Annotated in this window: 20 protein-coding genes; 11 read left to right on the top strand and 9 right to left on the bottom strand. The window is 70.2% G+C overall.

Annotated elements, in window-relative coordinates:
* Window positions 1-20 precede the first annotated feature (20 nt).
* The gene (locus tag EV292_RS15735) at window positions 21-539 is read right to left on the bottom strand and encodes a hypothetical protein (RefSeq protein WP_132910195.1); all 519 of its coding nucleotides are present in this window, start codon (window positions 537-539) and stop codon (window positions 21-23) included.
* A 565-nt stretch (window positions 540-1,104) separates the two neighbouring features.
* Between EV292_RS15735 and EV292_RS15730 the strand changes: the two genes are divergently transcribed.
* The 3 genes from EV292_RS15730 to EV292_RS15720 are packed head-to-tail and all read left to right on the top strand — an operon-like array spanning window position 1,105 to window position 2,563.
* On the top strand, window positions 1,105-1,776 hold the full coding sequence (locus tag EV292_RS15730; RefSeq protein ID WP_132910194.1) for a glutathione S-transferase family protein: 672 nt from the start codon (window positions 1,105-1,107) through the stop codon (window positions 1,774-1,776).
* Window positions 1,776-2,147: a tRNA-binding protein gene (locus EV292_RS15725; RefSeq protein ID WP_132910193.1), complete on the top strand. Its 372-nt coding sequence runs from the start codon at window positions 1,776-1,778 to the stop codon at window positions 2,145-2,147. Before EV292_RS15730 ends, EV292_RS15725 begins: the two co-directional genes overlap by 1 nt.
* The gene (locus EV292_RS15720; RefSeq protein ID WP_132910192.1) at window positions 2,147-2,563 is read left to right on the top strand and encodes a secondary thiamine-phosphate synthase enzyme YjbQ; all 417 of its coding nucleotides are present in this window, start codon (window positions 2,147-2,149) and stop codon (window positions 2,561-2,563) included. The genes EV292_RS15725 and EV292_RS15720 overlap by 1 nt, the downstream gene beginning before the upstream one ends.
* A 27-nt stretch (window positions 2,564-2,590) precedes the next feature.
* Here EV292_RS15720 and EV292_RS15715 read toward each other — a convergent pair whose 3' ends face one another.
* A complete protein-coding gene (locus EV292_RS15715; protein ID WP_132910191.1) occupies window positions 2,591-3,253 on the bottom strand; it encodes a hypothetical protein in 663 nt (220 codons plus the stop codon).
* Window positions 3,254-3,364: 111 nt separating this feature from the next.
* Window positions 3,365-4,714, bottom strand: coding sequence for a NupC/NupG family nucleoside CNT transporter (locus EV292_RS15710; protein ID WP_132910190.1), 1,350 nt, complete (start codon window positions 4,712-4,714; stop codon window positions 3,365-3,367).
* 643 nt (window positions 4,715-5,357) lie between these two features.
* Here EV292_RS15710 and EV292_RS15705 point away from each other — a divergent pair.
* The 6 genes from EV292_RS15705 (at window position 5,358) to EV292_RS15680 (ending at window position 9,359) form a co-directional block, all read left to right on the top strand.
* A complete protein-coding gene (locus EV292_RS15705) occupies window positions 5,358-6,029 on the top strand; it encodes a queuosine precursor transporter (protein WP_132910189.1) in 672 nt (223 codons plus the stop codon).
* A gap of 38 nt (window positions 6,030-6,067) precedes the next feature.
* Window positions 6,068-6,985: an acetylglutamate kinase gene (argB, locus tag EV292_RS15700; RefSeq protein ID WP_132910188.1), complete on the top strand. Its 918-nt coding sequence runs from the start codon at window positions 6,068-6,070 to the stop codon at window positions 6,983-6,985.
* A 281-nt stretch (window positions 6,986-7,266) separates the two neighbouring features.
* A complete protein-coding gene (locus EV292_RS15695) occupies window positions 7,267-7,575 on the top strand; it encodes a YggT family protein (protein WP_132910187.1) in 309 nt (102 codons plus the stop codon).
* Window positions 7,572-7,874 carry a DUF167 family protein gene (locus EV292_RS15690; protein WP_347812602.1) on the top strand — a complete coding sequence of 101 codons (303 nt, stop codon included), beginning with the start codon at window positions 7,572-7,574 and terminating at the stop codon, window positions 7,872-7,874. Before EV292_RS15695 ends, EV292_RS15690 begins: the two co-directional genes overlap by 4 nt.
* On the top strand, window positions 7,871-8,740 hold the full coding sequence (gene folD / locus EV292_RS15685) for a bifunctional methylenetetrahydrofolate dehydrogenase/methenyltetrahydrofolate cyclohydrolase FolD (protein WP_132910185.1): 870 nt from the start codon (window positions 7,871-7,873) through the stop codon (window positions 8,738-8,740). Before EV292_RS15690 ends, folD begins: the two co-directional genes overlap by 4 nt.
* Before the next feature lies 1 nt (window position 8,741).
* Window positions 8,742-9,359 carry a MarC family protein gene (locus EV292_RS15680; RefSeq protein ID WP_132910184.1) on the top strand — a complete coding sequence of 206 codons (618 nt, stop codon included), beginning with the start codon at window positions 8,742-8,744 and terminating at the stop codon, window positions 9,357-9,359.
* Window positions 9,360-9,377: 18 nt separating this feature from the next.
* Here the strand turns inward: EV292_RS15680 and EV292_RS15675 are convergent, their stop codons facing one another.
* From EV292_RS15675 to EV292_RS15665, 3 genes are all read right to left on the bottom strand, one after another.
* Window positions 9,378-10,121: a tetratricopeptide repeat protein gene (locus EV292_RS15675; RefSeq protein WP_132910183.1), complete on the bottom strand. Its 744-nt coding sequence runs from the start codon at window positions 10,119-10,121 to the stop codon at window positions 9,378-9,380.
* Window positions 10,118-10,843, bottom strand: coding sequence for an alpha/beta hydrolase (locus EV292_RS15670; protein ID WP_132910182.1), 726 nt, complete (start codon window positions 10,841-10,843; stop codon window positions 10,118-10,120). Before EV292_RS15670 ends, EV292_RS15675 begins: the two co-directional genes overlap by 4 nt.
* Before the next feature lie 105 nt (window positions 10,844-10,948).
* Window positions 10,949-12,364, bottom strand: coding sequence for a Mur ligase family protein (locus EV292_RS15665; protein WP_132910181.1), 1,416 nt, complete (start codon window positions 12,362-12,364; stop codon window positions 10,949-10,951).
* A 52-nt stretch (window positions 12,365-12,416) separates the two neighbouring features.
* Between EV292_RS15665 and EV292_RS15660 the strand changes: the two genes are divergently transcribed.
* Entirely contained in the window at window positions 12,417-13,232 is an 816-nt protein-coding gene (locus EV292_RS15660) for an LD-carboxypeptidase (protein WP_132910180.1), read from the top strand.
* A 15-nt stretch (window positions 13,233-13,247) separates the two neighbouring features.
* Here the strand turns inward: EV292_RS15660 and EV292_RS15655 are convergent, their stop codons facing one another.
* The 3 genes from EV292_RS15655 to EV292_RS15645 form a co-directional block, all read right to left on the bottom strand.
* Window positions 13,248-13,670 (bottom strand): hypothetical protein, encoded by a 423-nt coding sequence (locus EV292_RS15655; RefSeq protein ID WP_243693805.1) that lies wholly within the window; start codon window positions 13,668-13,670, stop codon window positions 13,248-13,250.
* Between the two features lie 153 nt (window positions 13,671-13,823).
* Complete coding sequence (locus tag EV292_RS15650; RefSeq protein ID WP_132910179.1) at window positions 13,824-14,243, bottom strand: hypothetical protein; 420 nt, start codon at window positions 14,241-14,243, stop codon at window positions 13,824-13,826.
* Between the two features lie 484 nt (window positions 14,244-14,727).
* The gene (locus EV292_RS15645; RefSeq protein ID WP_132910178.1) at window positions 14,728-15,354 is read right to left on the bottom strand and encodes a TIGR02281 family clan AA aspartic protease; all 627 of its coding nucleotides are present in this window, start codon (window positions 15,352-15,354) and stop codon (window positions 14,728-14,730) included.
* 438 nt (window positions 15,355-15,792) lie between these two features.
* On the opposite strand from EV292_RS15645, the gene thrS reads away from it, so the two are divergent.
* Window positions 15,793-17,778 (top strand): threonine--tRNA ligase, encoded by a 1,986-nt coding sequence (gene thrS / locus EV292_RS15640; protein ID WP_132910382.1) that lies wholly within the window; start codon window positions 15,793-15,795, stop codon window positions 17,776-17,778.
* Window positions 17,779-17,882: the final 104 nt, after the last annotated feature.

Raw genomic sequence — 17,882 nt, 5'->3', positions numbered from 1 at the left:
GCCGGGCGGCGCCCCTCGCCTCACGCGGCGGCGCGGAGGCGCCACCACGCCCCGACCCCGAGCGCCACCAGCGCGAGCACCGGCCATCCTCCCGGATCGTGCCACAGATAGCGCAGCGCCGCGGCGAGCGCGGCCACCGCCACGGCCGCGCGCACCACCGGGGCGTGGAGGCGCCGCGCCAATGCCGCCGCCAGCAGCAGCGCCGCCACCGCGTTGAGCGCGAGCCAGGCATAGGAATGTAGCGGCGACATCGCGCCCGCCAGCGGCAGCTTCACCGTGGCATAGCCGATCATATGCCGCGGGAAGCAGTCGGCGGCGAGATGCACGCCGGTCCCCGCCGCGATGCCGCAGGCGGCGGCGCGCTGCCGCGCGGCGAGCAGCAGCAGCGCGGGCAGGATGCTGTGGGTGAGCGCGCTCCGGTGACCGAGCCACAGTCGCAGGTCGAGGTCGGGCAGCGTCAGCCCGACCGCCAGCGCGACCAGCGTGACGATGGCGGCGACCGCGGGTGGCGGCGCGCGCTGGGGCTCAGGCGAGGACATCGGAGCCGCCGCTGCCACGCCGCGGCGCGAGGGTCACCCCGTGGCGTGACCCGGCGGGGCGGGTGCGCCTTCTCCTGACCGCCCTGGCGTCATCCCGAACTCGATGCAGGATCTACGGGTCCGAACCCAAAAGCTTCATTGTCGCGAACGCGGCTAGCTCCACCCGTCATCCCGGGCCCTTCGACAAGCTCAGGAGAGCCTTGACCCGGGATCCATGGTTGCCGCGAGAGCCGATCGCGTTGCTCTCGCGGCACCATGGATCCCGGCGCGAGGCAGGGATGACGGGGTAAGCTGCATTCGCGACAATGAACCTTTTCGGTCCGGACCAACGGTGCCGCGCATCCAGAGGCGGGAGGCGCCTGCCGGCCGGTGGATCCTGAGACAAGCTCAGGATGACGCCTGTCTGTTGGGGCAGTCGTGCGTCATGTACCGCTCGCCACCTACGTCACGTCAGCGCCAGCCCGCGCGCCCTTCCCCCGCCTTCGCGCCACCCCGACACACTGGTGCGTCCGCCGCTCATGAAGCCGCTTCCCCCGCGCCGCGCTTTCGGCCTAAGCGGGCGGGCATGTGGCAGCTCTATCAGTTCCCTCTGTGCCCGTTCACGCGCAAGGTCCGCACGCTCCTCAACGAGAAGGACGTCGGCTATCAGCTGATGCGCGAGAACCCGTGGGAGCGGCGCGACGCCTTCATCGACATGAACCCCGCCGGCCAGACCCCGGTGATGACTGATAACGAACGCGGCGTCGTGCTCGTCGACTCGATGGCGATCTGCGAGTATTTCGAGGAGACCGTCGAGCGCGTCGCGATGATCAACGGCACCGCCGCCAACCGCGCCGAGATCCGCCGGCTGGTCGCCTGGTTCGACACGCATTTCTACCGCGACGTGACCCAGCCGCTGCTCGACGAGCGGATGATCAAGCGCGTCGTCCACCGCACCACGCCCGACGCGTCGCGGCTGCGCGAGGCGATGAAATCCTCGCTCGGCCACCTCGACTATATCGATTTCCTGCTCGACCATCGCAAATGGATCGCCGGCGCGACGATCAGCCTCGCCGACCTCGCCGCCGCGGCGCAGATCTCGGTCGCCGACTATCTCGGCGGCATCGACTGGACCGGCCACGCGCACACCAAGGCATGGTATTCGGCGTTCAAGAGCCGGCGCAGCTTCCGCCCGCTGCTGGCCGAGCGCATCACCGGGATCGAGCCGCCGAGCTATTACGAGAATCCGGACTTCTGATGCACGTCACGCACGACCCCGCCGCCGTCGCCGCGCCCGAGATCGCGTTCGACGACTTCCTCAAGGTGGACGTGCGCGTCGGCACGATCGTCTCGGCCGAACCCTATCCCGAGGCGCGCAAGCCCGCCTACAAGCTGCTGATCGATTTCGGCACCGTGATCGGGCGCAAGCGTTCCTCGGCGCAGATCACCGAACATTATGCGGTGGAGGAGTTGGTCGGGCGCCAGGTCGCCGCGGTGGTCAACTTCCCGCCGCGGCAGATCGGCAAGTTCGTCTCCGAGGTGCTGACGCTCGGCTTCCCCGACGCCGCGGGCAAGGTGGTGCTGGTGACGCCGAGCGAGCGCGTGCCCGACGGCGGGCGGCTGTTCTGATGCGCCAGGCGGTCGGCGAGATCGCGGTGGCGACGCGCGGCGCCGGGCTGGTCGAGATCACGCGCGAGGTGGCGGCGTGGCTCGACGGCGAAGCGATCGCGACCGGGCTGCTCACCGTCTTCTGCCGCCACACCTCGGCCTCGCTGCTGATCAACGAGAATGCCGCGCCCGCCGTGCGCCGCGACCTCGAGCGCTGGCTGGCGCGGGTGGCGCCCGAATCACGCGACTATGAGCATGACGACGAGGGGCCCGACGACATGCCCGCGCACCTGCGCAGCGTGCTCACCGGCGTGTCGCTGTCGATTCCCGTGGCGGACGGCCAGATGGTGCTGGGGACGTGGCAGGGCATCTACCTCGCCGAGCACCGCGCCGCGCCGCATCGCCGCCGCGTGGCGCTGCACGTGATCGGCGAGTGATCGCCGCGGCCCGCGGCGATAGAGCGTTCACGGCAGGATCGAACCGGTGCGATACAGCCGGTCCTCCAGCAAGGGCACGAGGTCGTCGCCGTCGGTCAGCCGCGCCGGATCGAGTTCGAGCAGCCCGGCGAGCGAGTCCCAGTCGTCGTTCGCCGCCTCGCCCGCACGCCCCGCGCCGGCGACGCGCCGGATCGCGCCATGCGCATGCTCGACGATGCTCGACCCGCCCACCTCGGTCGCGATCTCGCCACCGACGTAGATCGGCACGCGCAGATCGCCGCCGATCACCACCAGCGCATCCTCGCGCGCGGTGTAGAGCCACGAGTCGATCAGCACGTTGCCGGTGACGATGACGCGGCTGCCCCAATCGTTGAGCAGGCTGGCACAGCGCAGGTTGCCGAACACCACCAAGGCGGCGCGACCGTCATTGCCGTCCAGCTCCTGCGTCGAGACATGGCCGCCGACGATCAGATCGCCCTCGATCAGCGTCAGCAGCGTGGCGGGCGCGTAATCGCCGGGGATCGCGACGTCGCCGCGATGGCGCCCGGCGCTGACATCATCGGCTTCGAGCGCGTGCGAGACCAGCTCGACCTGCGCGAGCAGATCGGCGAGCGCGCGGTCGGGCAGCGCCTCGGCCAGCGCCGCCACCTTGTTCTGCCACGTCTCCATCGGCATGCGTTGCCACGTCATGGTGCGACCCCTTTCTCGACCTCCGTTATAGGAAGGCGAGATCGGGAACCGCGGCAGGGTGGCGGGCGCGCTGACCCGGAAGCGTCACCCGGCCCAGCGTCTTGGCGGCCCTCAGCCGATCAGCAGCCCCGCCAGCGCGGCGCTCATCAGGTTCGCCAGGCTCCCCGCCGCCAGCGCGCGCAGGCCGAGCCGCGCGATGGTCGGGCGCTGGTTGGGCGCGAGGCTGCCCGTCACCGCCATCTGGATCGCGATCGAGGAAAAATTGGCGAAGCCGCACAGCGCGAAGGTGACGATCGCGATGGTGCGCGGGCTGAGCTGCGCCGCCTGCTTGCCGAGATCGATATAGGCGACGAACTCGTTGAGCACGATCTTCTCGCCGAACAGTCCGCCCGCGATGCCGGCCTCGCGCCACGGTACGTTGAGCAGGAACATCACCGGCTGGAAGACATAGCCGAGCAGCCCCTGGAAGCTCAGCTCGGGGTGGCCGAACCAGCCGCCGACGCCGCCGAGCAGCCCGTTGGCGAGCGCCACCAGCGCGACGAAGGCGAGCACCATCGCGCCCACCGCCACCGCCAGCTTGACGCCGGTCTGCGCCCCCTGCGCCGCCGCCATGATGAGGTTGGCGGGCTTCTCCTCGTCGTGAGTCGCGTCGGGGAGCGGCTCGCCCGCGACCGGGTGCGCCGCCTCGCTCGGCAGCGCCGCCGGGCCGATCCCCGCGGCGGTGCGGCGATGGTCCGCCAGCGCGACGTCGCGCGGCGCGCCCGGCACGTCGCCCAACGCGAGCTCGCCGTCGGGCGTGACGCGCCGGTCGGGCATGATGATCTTGGCCATCAGGATCCCGCCCGGCGCCGCCATGAAGCTGGCGGCGAGCAGATAGTCGATGCTGATCCCCATCGAGGCATAGGCCGCCAGGATCGTCCCCGCCACGCCCGCCATGCCGCTGGTCATCACCGTGAAGACCTGCGGCGGGGTGAGCCCGGCGAGATACGGGCGGATCACCAGCGGCGACTCGCTCTGGCCGACGAAGATGTTGGCGGCGGCGCACAGGCTCTCCACCTTGCTGGTGCCGATCAATTTCTCGATCGCGCCGCCGAGCCAGCGCACCACCAGCTGCATCACGCCGAGATAATAGAGGATCGACACCAGGCTGGCGAAGAAGATGATCACCGGCAGCGCGGCGATGGCGAAGCTCTGCCCGCCGACGGCGGGGCTGGCGAGATTGCCGAACAGGAACTCGGTGCCGCGCTGCGAATAGCCCAGCAGCGCGGCGACGCCGGCCGAGGCGCCGGCGAGCGCGGCGCGGCCGGGCGTCCAGTAGAGCACGATCACCGCGATCAGCGCCTGGAGCGCGAAGGCGCTGCCGACGACGCGCGGGCGGATCGCGCGGCGGTCGGCGGAGAGCAGCACCGCGAGCAGCAGGATCACCGCGATGCCCGCGAGACCGATCAGGATTCTCTGCATTCGTCTTCTTTGATGTGAGCCGCGTGGAGGGCGCGCGGCGGGGGCGCGCACGCGGGGGCGGATCATACAGCCGTGGCCGTGCGCCGCCAGCCATGTTCGCGCGAGTCGGGAAAGGGTGTGCCGGATTCGCAACGGGTTGGGGGCAAGCCTCCGCTGTCGGCGTTCCTCGACGAGAGACTGGGGAAGGCCCTCCTCCCTCCGTCATCCCGGACGTGTTACGAGATCCACTGGTCCGGACCCAGAAGTTTCATTGTCGCGGAAGCCACTCGCCCCCGTCATCCCGGGCTCGGCCCGGGATCCATGGTGCCGCGAGAGCCGCCAACGTTGCTTACGCGGAAAAATGGATCCCGGCGCGAGGCCGGGATGACGGTGAGGCAAGAGAAAGAGGACTCCCTCATCACAGCGTATCACCCGCGAAGAGCAGCGGCCGATCAGGCGGCCGAAGAGGCAAGCCACCTTTACCCACCGTTCCGCGACAGCAACGCTGCACGAATATGCGGCACGGTGGATCCCGGACCGAGTCCGGGATGACGGAAGAGCCCGGGATGACGGAAGAGTGAGGCAGGGAAAGCCGGTGAGAGGAGGATTAGCTTGTCCCCGCGACACCTTCCCCCCACCCCCCGCGCCCGCTACGACGCTCGCGATGGCCTCCGCTCCCCACGCCCCGATCCCGCGCTCGCTGTTCGCCCTGTCGATCTTCTACGGCGGGATGGTCTGCATCGCCGGGGTGCTCGGCAACAAGCAGGTGTCGCTCGGGCCGATCTCGGCGCTGGGGCCGCTGGTCGGGCTGCCGCCGCTCGCGGTGGAGGCGGGGATCTTCGCCTTCCTGCTGCTGGTCGTCACCTCCAGCGCGGTGGCCGAGCTGCACGGGCAGAAGGTCGCCGGCAGGCTCGTGCTGCTGGGCTTCGTGCCGCTGCTCGTCTCGATGGTGCTGACGCTGGTGGTGCTCGAGCTTCCGCCCGCGCCCGAGATGGATCGCGCGCATCTCGCCGCGTTCGAGCAGATGATGGGCGCGACGCCGTGGATCTGGGCGGGCGGGATCGTCGCCTATGGCGTGTCGCAGACGCTCAACGTCACGATCTTCTCCTGGCTCAAGGGGCGCGAGGGCGGGCGGCTGCTGTGGTTCCGCGCCGCCACCGCCAGCGCGCTCAGCCAGATCGTCGACTCGGTGCTGTTCATCTCGATCGCCTTCGGCCTCTCCGCGGTGGGCTGGCTGATGGCGGGGCAGATGCTGGCCAAGGTAGTGCTGTCGATCGTGCTGGTGCCGCCGCTGATCTACCTGATGGTCGCGCTGGGCCGCCGGCTCGACGGCTGACCTTTCGCCCCCGCGCCCGCGCCGCTATGGCGCCGCGGATGACCGATCCGACCCCCGCCGCCGCCCCGATCGCTGCCGTGCCCCCCTCGCTCAAGGCCGAGACGCTGGTCGAGGCGCTGCCCTATCTCCAGCGCTACGCGGGCAAGACCTTCGTGGTGAAATACGGCGGCCACGCGATGGGCGAGCCCGAGGCGCAGGCCGATTTCGCCGAGGACGTGGTGCTGCTCAAGGCGGTCGGCATCAACCCGGTGGTGGTGCACGGCGGCGGGCCGCAGATCGGCAGCATGCTCAAGCGGCTGGGGGTCGAGTCGCGGTTCGTCGACGGCTTGCGCGTCACCGACGCGGAGACCGCCCAGATCGCCGAGATGGTCCTGGCCGGATCGATCAACAAGGAGATCGTCAGCTGGATCGGCCGTGCCGGCGGCCGCGCGGTCGGCATCTCGGGCAAGGACGCCGGGCTGGTCCAGGCCGAGAAGGTCGGTGGCCGCGACCCCGACCCGCTGCAGGGGATCGAGCGCAAGGTCGACCTCGGCTTCGTCGGCGAGCCGGTCGCGGTCGACCGCCGCATCATCGACTCGCTCAGCCGCGACGGCATCATCCCGGTGATCGCGCCGATCGGCATCGGCGCGGACGGCCACACCTACAATATCAACGCCGACACGATGGCGGGCGCGATCGCCGCGGCGCTGGGCGCGGCGCGCTTCTTCCTGCTGACCGACGTGGCGGGCGTGCTCGACCGCGACGGCGAGCTGCTCACCGACCTCGACCCGGCGGCGATCAAGCGGCTGCGCGAGGAGGGGACGATCAGGGGCGGGATGATCCCCAAGCTGGAGACCTGCGTCGCCGCGGTCGAGGCCGGGGTCGACGCCGCGGTGGTGCTGGACGGGCGCGTGCCGCACGCGATGCTGCTCGAGATCTTCACGCGGCGCGGCGCGGGCACGCTGATCCGGCGGTGAGGGGGTGGGCGGGCGCACGCTCCTTCGCTGGCGCCGCCCTCTCTCGCTGGCGCCGCCCTCTCTCGCTGGCGTCATCCTGAACTTGTTTCAGGATCCACTGACCCGCGAGCGCCGACGGACCTGGGTGCGCGGCACGGTGGATCCTGAAACGAGTTCAGGATGACGCCGGATGGGGGCAAACGGTGCTCGCTCCACCCGCCCGCCAACCTCAACCCACACCCGCTGGCACCGGCCGCGCCAGTGCCCTATATGACCGATACACCATCACGGAGACGCCGCGCGTGCTGACGCTCACCATCATCCAGATCCTGCAGGTGCTGATCTCGTTCGTGCGCTGGATCATCATCATCCAGTTCATCCTGTCGCTGCTGATCGTGTTCAACATCATCAACACCTCCAGCCCGTTCATCCGCGGGCTGCACGACGGGCTCGACCGGCTGACCGAGCCGCTCTACCGCCCGATCCGCCGCCTGCTGCCCGCCACCGGCGGGATCGACTTCGCGCCGATGGTGGTGCTGCTCGGGCTGGTGATCCTCAACATCATCCTCAACAACATCGCCGCGAGCGTGCTGGTGGGCGGCGCCGTCTGAGCGCCTGGCGCGCGACCGCGGAGGGAATCGCGCTCGCGGTGCGCGTGACGCCGCGCGGCGGGCGCGACTCACTGACGGCGGGGACGGACGAGCACCTCGCCGCGCGGCTCGCCGCCGCCCCGGTCGACGGTGCCGCCAACCATGCTTTGGTCGCGCTGGTGGCGCGCCACTTCGGCGTGGCGAAGCGCGACGTGGCGCTGGTCGCGGGCCAGACCGCGCGGCTCAAGCGGCTGACGATCAAAGGCGATCCCGCGACGCTGGCACAGCGCGCCGCTTCGTTCTATGCGGCCGAGTCATGACCGCCCGCCTCATCGACGGAAAAGCCTTCGCCGCCGCGCTGCGCGACCGTGTCGCCACCGCTGCCGCCGCCTTCACCTCGGCCGCCGGGCGCCAGCCCGGGCTGGCGGTGGTGCTGGTCGGCGAGGATCCGGCCTCCTCGGTCTATGTCCGCTCCAAGGGCAAGGCGACGCTGGCGGCGGGCATGGCGAGCTTCGAGCACCGCCTCCCCGCCGACACGACGCAGGAGACTTTGGTCGCGCTCGTCGACCGGCTCAACGCCGACCCGGCGGTGGACGGCATCCTCGTCCAACTGCCGCTGCCGCGCCACATCGACGAGCGCGCGGTGATCGCGCGGGTCGATCCCGACAAGGACGTCGACGGCTTCCACCCGCTCAACGCCGGGCGGCTCGCCACCGGCCTCGACGCGCTGGTGCCGTGCACGCCGCTCGGCTGCCTGATGCTGCTGCGCGACGTCCACCCGCATCTCGCCGGGCTGGAGGCGGTGGTGATCGGCCGCTCGAACATCGTCGGCAAGCCGATGGCGGCGCTGCTGCTGCAGGAGAGCTGCACGGTGACGACGGTACACAGCCGCACGCGCGACGTGATGGCGCATGTGCGAATGGCCGACATCGTCGTCGCCGCGGTCGGCATCCCCGGCTTCGTCCAGCCGGAGTGGATCAAGCCGGGCGCGACCGTGATCGACGTCGGCATCAACCGCGTCGAGGGCGGACTCGTGGGCGACGTCGACCCGCGCGTCGCGGAGGTGGCGGGGGCGATCACCCCGGTGCCGGGCGGGGTCGGGCCGATGACGATCGCGGTGCTGCTGCGCAACACATTGGTGGCGGCGTCGCGTCGCGCCGGGCTGGCGGTGGACGCGTCGCTCTGAGATGGTCGAGCTGTTCGTCTCATCCTTCATCACCTTGTTCGTCATCATCGACCCGCCCGGCTGCGCGCCGATCTTCGCCGGGCTGACCGCGGGCGCCACCCCGGCGCATCGCCGCGCCATGGCGATCCGCGCGGTGGTGGTGGCGGCGGCGATCCTGCTGCTGTTCGCGCTGGCGGGCGAGCCGCTGCTCCACGCGCTCGGGATCGAGCTCGCCTCGTTCCGCATCGCGGGCGGGCTGATGCTGTTCCTGATCGCGCTCGAGATGGTGTTCGAGAAGCGCACCCAGCGCCGCGAGGACCGCGCCGCCAAGGTCACCGCGGAGGAGGCCGACGACGTCTCGATCTTCCCGATGGCGATGCCGATGATCGCCGGGCCGGGCTCGATCGCGACGGTGATGCTGCTGATGGCGCGCAGCAACGGCTTCGAGCGCTCGGCGGTGGTGATGGCGGCGCTGGGCGCCAACCTGCTGCTGATGCTGGGCTCGCTGCTGGCGGCGGGGCCGATCATGCGCATCCTTGGCGCCAAGATCGAGGCGGTGATCACGCGGCTGCTCGGCGTGCTGCTGGCGGCGCTGGCGGTACAGTTCGTGATCGACGGGGTGGTCGAGCAGCTGCGCTGACCGCCGCGCCGCGCGCGGTCAGTTCGCGCCGAACTGCGTCAGCGCCTGCGCCGCCGAACGGCCCGCGGGTGAATCGGGTGCGAGCCGCGCCGCCTCCTGCCACGCGGCCTTGGCGCGATCGGCGTCGCCCGCTGCCGCGGCGATATTCCCCGCCTCGAGCTGGACCGATGCGTCGTCGGGAGCGCGGCGCAGCGCCTGCGCGATGTCGGTGCGCGCGCGCGCGAGGTCGTCGCCGCGCCGCGCCAGCGTCGCCGAGAGCAGCCATGCCAGCGGATCGTCCGCCGCGTTGCTGAGCGCCTGATCGAGATCGGTGCGCGCCGCCGCCTCATCCCCCAGCGCCACCGCGGCGCGGGCGCGATCCAGATGCGCCTCGCCGCGCTGGAGGTCCACCAGGGTCCCCGCCGCCAACGCCGCGTCGAGCGCGCCGCGGGCCTGACGCGGCTCGCCCGCCGCCAGCCACGCATTGCCCGCCTGCGCCCAATAATCGGCGGCGCGACGATCGTGCGCCAGCTCGGCCCCGTGCGCCGCCTCGGTGAAGGCGGTCGCCGCCTCGGCGAACCGGTCCTGCGCCACCAGCGCCAGCGCGAGGCAGGCGCGCAGACCCGCGCCGCCGCGCCGCGCACGCGCCTCCGCCGCGGCGGGATCGCTCCGCGTCTCGGCGATGCAGCCCGCCGCCGGGTCGGTCACCGGCGCGGCCGGCGGCGCGGCGGGGCCGGCGGTGAGCTGGGCGGCGGCGAGCAGCGCGGCGGCGAGCAGGGTCATGGCACCACATCCTCCACCGCGCGGATCAGCAGCGCGAGATCGTCCTCGCGCGACAGGCGGTGATCGCCGTCCTTGACCAGCCAGGTCTGAACGTGCGGCGAACCGATCAGCTCGGCCAGCCGCGCGCTGCGATGCCATGGCACATCGGGATCGGCCTGGCCGTGGAGCAGCCGCACCGGCCCGTCGAAGGCGATCGCGCCCGACATCAGCCGGTTGGCCTCGCCCGACTGCCAGAACCGCCGGGTGTAGACGGTCGGCGCTGGGCCGTAAGGGTTGGCGCGCTCGAGCCGGCCGTGCTCGAGCAGGTACATCTTCTCCTCCTGCGAGAAGCCCCAGTCGGTGAAATCGGGGGCGGCGGCGATCCCCACCAGCGCGGCGACGCGCGCCGGGCGCGCCAGCGCGGCGAGCAGCATCACCCAGCCCCCCATCGACGAGCCGACCAGCACGACCGGGCCATCGACATGGTCGATCATCGCCAGCGCGTCGTCGCGCCAGTCGGTCAGCGACTGATCCTCGAACGCGCCTTCCGACGCGCCGCACCCGCCGTAATCGAAGCGGAGGAAGCCCTGCCCGCGTGCCTTGGCCCAGGCTTCGAGCGCGAGCGCCTTGGTGCCGGTCATGTCGGAGGCATAACCCGGCAGGAAGACGACGGTCGGCGCCGCGCCGGCGCTGTGATGATAGGCGAGGCGCGGGCGCGCGGGCTTGCTGGTGACGATGCTCATGCCGCGCGATGTAGCGAGGGCGCGGAGTTTTGCGAAGGCTGCCGGACGTTTAGCTCGGCGGGTGCTACGCCGCGGGGCGCCGGCCGCGCCACGTGCCGGCGCGCGCTAGCCCCGCCGCGCGAGCATCTCCACCATCTCGGCGGCGAGCAGCGACAAGGTGTCGTCGCGCGCGCCCATCACCACGATCCGGTCGCCCGCGCGCGCCACCGCGACGCAATGCGCCGCCGCGGCGGCGCGCTCGGGCAGGTGGAGCGCCTGGCGTCCCGCGACGGCGACGTCGCGGACCACATCGGCGCTGGTCACCTCGCGCGTCACCGTGCCACCCTGATAGACCGGGTCGGGCAGGACCAGCAGGTCGTCGGGTGCCAGCTTGGAAGCGAACATCGCCGCCAGCTCGGCGCGCATCACCTTGAGCGGACCATAACCGTGCGGCTGGAACAGCAGGATCAATCGGCCGGGAAAGGCGTGCAACGTGTCGAGCGTCGCCGCGATCTTATCGGGATTGTGACCGAAGTCGTCGATCACCGTGACGCCCGCGGCCGCCCCGACGCGATCGAAGCGGCGGCGCAGCCCCTCGAAGCGCGCCACCCCCGCCACCGCCGCATCGAGCGGCACCCCCGCCGCCAGCGCGGCAGCGATCCCCGCCAGCGCATTGGCGACATTGTGCCGCCCCGGCACCTGCAGCGCCACCGCACGCGTCTCGCCGCGATGATGGAGCGCGAAGCGCACCGCGAAGGGCGCCTCCTCGATCGCGTCGGCGAACAGCCCGGCGCCCGCGTCGCGCAGAGAGAAGCGCGTCACGCGTGAGGCGGGGAGCCGCATCGCCAGCGTCGCGGCGTCGGCATTGTCGGCGTTGACCACCGCATGATGCGCCTTGGCGAGGAAGTCGCCGAACAGCAGGTTGAGCTCGTCGAGCGACTTGTGATCGAGGCTGACGTTGTTGAGCACCGCCACGCGCGGCGCGTAGAGCGCGATCGATCCGTCGCTCTCGTCGACCTCGCTGACATATTCCTCGCCCTGCCCCACCAAAGCGCTGGCGAAGGGGCGGTCGCTGCCCGCGACATGCTTCATCACCGCGCCGTTCATCACGGTCGGGTCGCGCCCGGCGGCGCCGAGGATCGCGGCGATCATGCCGGTGACGGTCGACTTGCCGCTCGTCCCCGCGACGCCGATCGGCAGCGCGCTGGCGTTGAACAGCCGCGCGTTGAGCTCGGCGCGCGACAGCCGCTGGCAGCCGAGCCGCGCCGCCGCGACCATGTCCGCGACCGTCTCCTCCACCGCGGCAGAGGCGACCACGATCTGGTCCGGCGCGGTGATGCCGCTGCCATCCTGCGCGAACAGGTCGATGCCGAGCGTGCGCAGCGCGTCGAACTTGGCGGGAACCCGCCCCTGGTCGAGTCCGCGGTCGCTGCCCGCGACGATCGCGCCGCGACCGCGCAGGATCATCGCCAGCGGCATCATCCCCGATCCGCCGATACCCACCAGAAAGAAACGCTGGTCCGCCACGTTGCCGTCATGCATGGCGCCGGGCTATCCGCCTTCGCTGGGCGGGTGGCAAGCGGGAGTGTGCGCGATGCGGATCGGAGTGCTGGCGGCGAGCAGCGTCGCCAACCCGGACGTGATCGCGCCCGTCTCGGCCTTCGCCGCGATCGCCTTCCCCGAGATCGACCTCGTCTTCCACCCGCAATGCTACGCGCACGAGGGGCATTTCGCCGGCTCGGACGCGGTGCGCGCGGCGGCGTTCCTCGATTATGCCAACGATCCGGCGTTCGACGCGATCTGGTTCCTGCGCGGCGGCTATGGCTCCAACCGGCTGCTCGCCACGATCATGCCACGGCTGGGCGAGGCGGCGCGGCGCAAGACCTATCTCGGCTATTCCGACGTCGGCTTTCTGCTGGGCGCGCTGTACGCGCGGCGGATCGGTCATCCGGTCCATGGGCCGATGGCGAGCGACATCCGTCGCACCGGCGGCGACGCGACCGTCGCGCGCGCGCTGGGCTGGTTCGCGCGGCGCGACCGTGCCGGGCTCGAGCCGGGGCTCGACGGCCGCCCCGCGGCGGCGTTCAACCTGTCGATCCTCACCGCTTTGGTGGGGACGCCCTATCTGCCGGATCTCGCGGACCATGTCCTGATCGTCGAGGAGGTGTCGGAGGCGATGTACGCGATCGACCGGATGCTGTTCACGCTCGGCAACGCCACCCAGTTGCGCAGCCTGGCGGGCGTGCGGCTGGGCGCGGTGACCGCGGTACAGGAGAACGACCCGGCCTGGGGCGAGACGCTGGAGGTGATGATGCGGCGCTGGTGCGGCGAGCTGGGCGTACCCTATCTCGGGCGGGCGGAGATCGGCCACACCCAGAGCAACCGCGTGGTCCCGTTCGGGGTGGTGTGACCGCTCCGCCGGGCGTCAGTCGCCGCTGATCTCGCCCAGCTCGTCCTTCAGCCGCGCCCTGACCCGTCGGCGCCGAGCGTTCCTGATCAGGTCGCTGATCTCGTCGAGCAGCACGATGCCGTCTTCGGCTTGCCCCGTCGTCATGTCGGGATCGGCTTCGAACAGCGCCTTGGCGCGCGCGGACATATCGATCGCCTTGGCGTAATCATCCTCGCCGAGCTTCTCTCGCACGAGCTCCAGGCCATTGTTCAACTCATAGAAGTCCGCCTCGAGGAATGTTTCCGGAAAGTAGCCGGTTTTCTTTTTGAACTTTCTTGGAACATGCAGTACCATTCCCCCAAGTTTATCGTAAATCTCTCCCAACGTTTTGGGTATGTATGGACCTGGTATAATGATGGAACTGCGGTAAAAATATTCCTCTTCCTCGTTGTCGCTCACTTCACTGACTCCGCTATGACATGCACAACTCCTCCGGAGTTCAGCTGGGAATCGCGATTACAAAGACAAAACCTTTTGATGCAAGATTTTCAACCTGCCGGTCGGACGTTGCCGCTCAGCTTGCAGTCTCACCGGCTAGCTGCCGTCCGACTATCAGTCGCCGGTCACCTCGCCCTCATCGTCCTTCAGGCCGCTCTCGTAGCGGTGGCGTCGCACCGCGTTGATTAGCTGATCGATCTCATCGAGCAGCCGATTGCCCTCCCTCGTCTTCTCGCTGGCGATATCTGGTGACTGGAGGAACAGCGCCTTCGCGCGCCCTGACAACTCGATCGCCCTGGCGTAGACATCCTCGCCGAGCTTCTCGCGCATTCGCTCTAAGCCGCTATTCAACGTGAAGAAGCTCGAATCCGAGCTCATACCCGGGAAAAGTTCTGTTCTATCTTCAAAATGAGGAGATTTAAGCATCATCGATCCGAGATGATCTTCAATCTCGCTCAGCGCCGACGGGATGTACGGTTTTTGGCTTGTGATTGAGCTTCTGCAGCCCAGATCGCCATCATAATTTTTATTCATTTAGCAGGCCTCCTGATGATCTAGCTGCTTCCTTCTTGCCGAGGACGTATAATCACCACCGCGGAAGGCCTTGACCGCCAATTTTAATCTGTTCGCATCCAGATCGAGAGTAAGCGTCATCGTTCGGCGGGGCTCACCCCCGCCGGTATCCATGCCCGCTCCATGTTCATCGTGTCGCCCCGTTCTGCTGACGCGGCGAGAACATCTGAGCAACATTTACCAACAAGGCAATCGCCGATGGCGTGCGATCGCCGTGGTGGGTCAGGTGAGGAAGGGAGTGGCGCGAGCCTGCGCGGTGGGTGTGTCGAGGGCGGTTGCCCCTACACTGTCGCCCCGGCGGAAGCCGGGGCCTGGTTGGGTAGGCCGTTGTGGGACTTACAAACGTCCCTCAACTGGACCCCGGCGTCCGCCGGGGTGACGATGGGGGATCGGGCGAGTGGGAGCGTCCTAGCAGCCAGCACGGTCACCCCTCCCCGCCTCCCCCTCACGCCTCCTGCGGGTGGTGCGGCGTGAGGATCAGCGTGCGCCCCTCGACCCGCCACGCGCTCAGCCGCGACAGGAAGTTCATCCCCACCACGTCGACGTCGCCGAAGGCGGGCGACACCACCACCGCGAGGTCGCGCGCCACCACGTTGCCGAAGCGCAGCTCGGCCAGCGCCCCCGTGTCGGCGCGGATCGTGCCGTTGGCGGTCTTGAGCAGCAGCGGGAAGGTCGCCGGCCGCACCTCCACCCCAGCCGCCGCCGCGGTGGCGGGCGACAGCGCCGTGATCGTCGCGCCGCTGTCGACCAGCAGCCGCCGCTCCACCGCCGCCCCCGGCGGGCCGAGCCGCGCGCGCACGTAGAAATGGCCGTCGGGGCTCATCTTGACCCGTGTCTCGCTGCCCGAGACCTGCTGGCTCTCGACGTCGAGCGCGGCGGCAACGCGGCCGAGCCAGGGATCGAAGCGCTCGCGCTCCACCAGCAACGTGTAGAGAAGCACCGCCAGCCCGCCCCACACCGCCAGGCTCACCAAGGTGCGCAGCAGCGGCACGCGCCGCGCCACGATCGCCGCCACCAGCAGCGCGCCGAGCAGCAGGTAGAAATGCGGGTTGGCCGAGACGTCGACGGGCATGCGCTGGATATAGGGATGCGCTGGTCCGGACCCAAAAGGTTCATCGTCGCGGAAGCGGCTCGCCCCATCCGTCATCCCGGGCTCGACCCGGGATCCATGCTGCCGCGAGAGCCGTCGGGGGTTGTTCTCGCGGAAGGATGGATCCCGGCGCGAGGCCGGGATGACGTTGGGGGAAGGGAAAGCCGCCTCTTACCTCCGCACCCGCCCGCCCCCGATAAGCCCATGCTGGCGCCGCGGCCCTCGCGCGGCTATATCGGCGTCACCATGCGCACGGCCCCGCTCACTACTAGCATCCCGGCGCGGCCCGCGGCCGGCGCGCGCGTCACCCGCTGACGCGCCCCGCCGCCCGCGCCACGCCGGGCAGGCTCCCTCTTTTCGTCGCTCCACGCGCGCCTTAGGGCGTGCCCCACGGTTCTCGCAGGAAGATTCTCCATGGACATGCTCTCGATCACGCTGCCCGACGGTTCGGTCCGCGAGGTGGAGCCGGGCACCACGCCCGCGGCGATCGCCGCCGCGATCGGGCCCGGGCTGGCCAAGGCCGCGATCGCGGCGCGCGTCGACGGCGAGCTGCGCGACCTCTCGCGCCCGCTGACGCAGGACTCGACGCTGGCGCTGGTGACGCAGCGCGACGAGGCCGAGGCGCTCGAGCTGGCGCGGCACGATCTCGCGCACGTGCTCGCCGAGGCGGTGCAGCATCTCTTCCCGGGCACGCAGATCACCTTCGGCCCCGCCACCGACGACGGCTTCTACTACGACTTCGCGCCGAAGGAGCGGCCCTTCACCGACGAGGACCTGCCCGCGATCGAGGAGGAGATGCGCCGCATCATCGCGCGGAACGAGCCGTTCACGCGCGAGGTGTGGACGCGCGAGCAGCTGATCGAGACGTGGCAGCGGCAGGGCGAGACCTTCAAGGCGGAATGGGCCGCCGAGCTGCCCGACCACGAGGAGCTGACGATCTATCGCCAGGGCGAGTGGCTCGACATGTGCCGCGGCCCGCACATGCCGACGACGGGGCGGCTCGACCCGCAGGGGTTCAAGCTGACGCGCGTGTCGGGCGCCTATTGGCGCGGCGACCAGAAGAACGCGATGCTCAGCCGCATCTACGGCACCGGCTGGCTCAACAAGAAGCAGCTCGACGCGCACCTCCACATGCTGGAGGAAGCGGCCAAGCGCGACCATCGCCGCATCGGCCAGGACATGGACCTGTTCCACCTCCAGGCCGAGGCGCAGGGCTCGGTGTTCTGGCACCCCAGGGGCTTCGTGCTGTGGCGCCAGCTCGAGGCCTATATGCGCCGCCGCCTCGACGCCGCCGACTACGCCGAGGTGAAGACGCCGCAACTGATGGACGCGCGCCAGTGGGAACAGTCCGGCCACTGGGGCAAGTATCGCGAGAACATGTTCGTCGTCCCCGACGAGATCCCCAACGTCGAGGAAGAGGGGCCGGTGCTGTCGGGCGAGGGCGACCTGATGGCGCTCAAGCCGATGAACTGCCCCGCGCACGTGCTGATCTTCAAGCAGGGCATCAAGAGCTACCGCGACCTGCCGATCCGCATGGCCGAGTTCGGCTGCTGTCATCGCAACGAGCCGCACGGCGCGCTGCACGGCATCATGCGCGTCCGCCAGTTCACCCAGGACGACGCGCATATCTTCGTGCGCGAGGACCAGTTGGTCGAGGAGGTGCGTAAGTTCTGCGAGCTGCTCGACAGCGTCTACCGCGACCTCGGCTTCGAGGATTATGCGGTGAAGCTGGCGCTGCGCCCCGACAAGCGCTTCGGCGACGACGCGATGTGGGACAAGTCCGAGCAGGAGCTGCGCGACGCGGTGCATGCCTCGGGCCTGTCGGACGCGATCAAGGCGAAGTTCGAGGAGCTGCCCGGCGAGGGCGCCTTCTACGCGCCCAAGCTGGAATTCCACCTCACCGACGCGATCGGGCGGACGTGGCAGGTCGGCACGATCCAGTCGGACCGCGTGCTGCCCGAGCGGCTCGACGCCAGCTATGTCGGCGAGGACGGCCAGCGCCACCGCCCGGTGATGCTCCACCGCGCCATCCTCGGCACGTTCGAGCGCTTCATCGGCATCCTGATCGAGCATCACGCCGGGCGCTTCCCCTTGTGGCTCGCGCCGGTGCAGGCGGTGGTGGCGACGATCGTCTCCGACGCGGACGATTATGCCGCCGAGGTCGCGGCGGCGCTGCGCGCGGCCGGGATCCGGGTAGAGACGGACACGCGCAACGAGAAGATCAACTACAAGGTGCGCGAGCATTCGGTCGCGAAGGTGCCGGTGCTGCTGGTGGTCGGCAAGCGCGAGGCGGAGGAGCGCAAGGTCGCGCTGCGCCGGCTCGGCAGCCAGGCGCAGGAGGCGCTGACGCTCGACGCGGCGGTGGCGATGCTGCGCGGGGAGGCGACCCCGCCCGACCTGCGCTGAGGCGGGCGGGCGCGCACGCGGGAGGCCCCTTCTACGGTGCACCACCTCTTGCCTAGCCCGGGCGGCAGCTTCCAGGCTTTCTGTCCGCTGTCTCGTCATGCCGG

The organism is Sphingomonas sp. BK235, assembly GCF_004345855.1.
Taxonomy (GTDB): domain Bacteria; phylum Pseudomonadota; class Alphaproteobacteria; order Sphingomonadales; family Sphingomonadaceae; genus Sphingomonas.
Note: the sequence above shows the minus strand (reverse complement) of the source record. Positions and strands in the feature narration are given on the sequence as shown.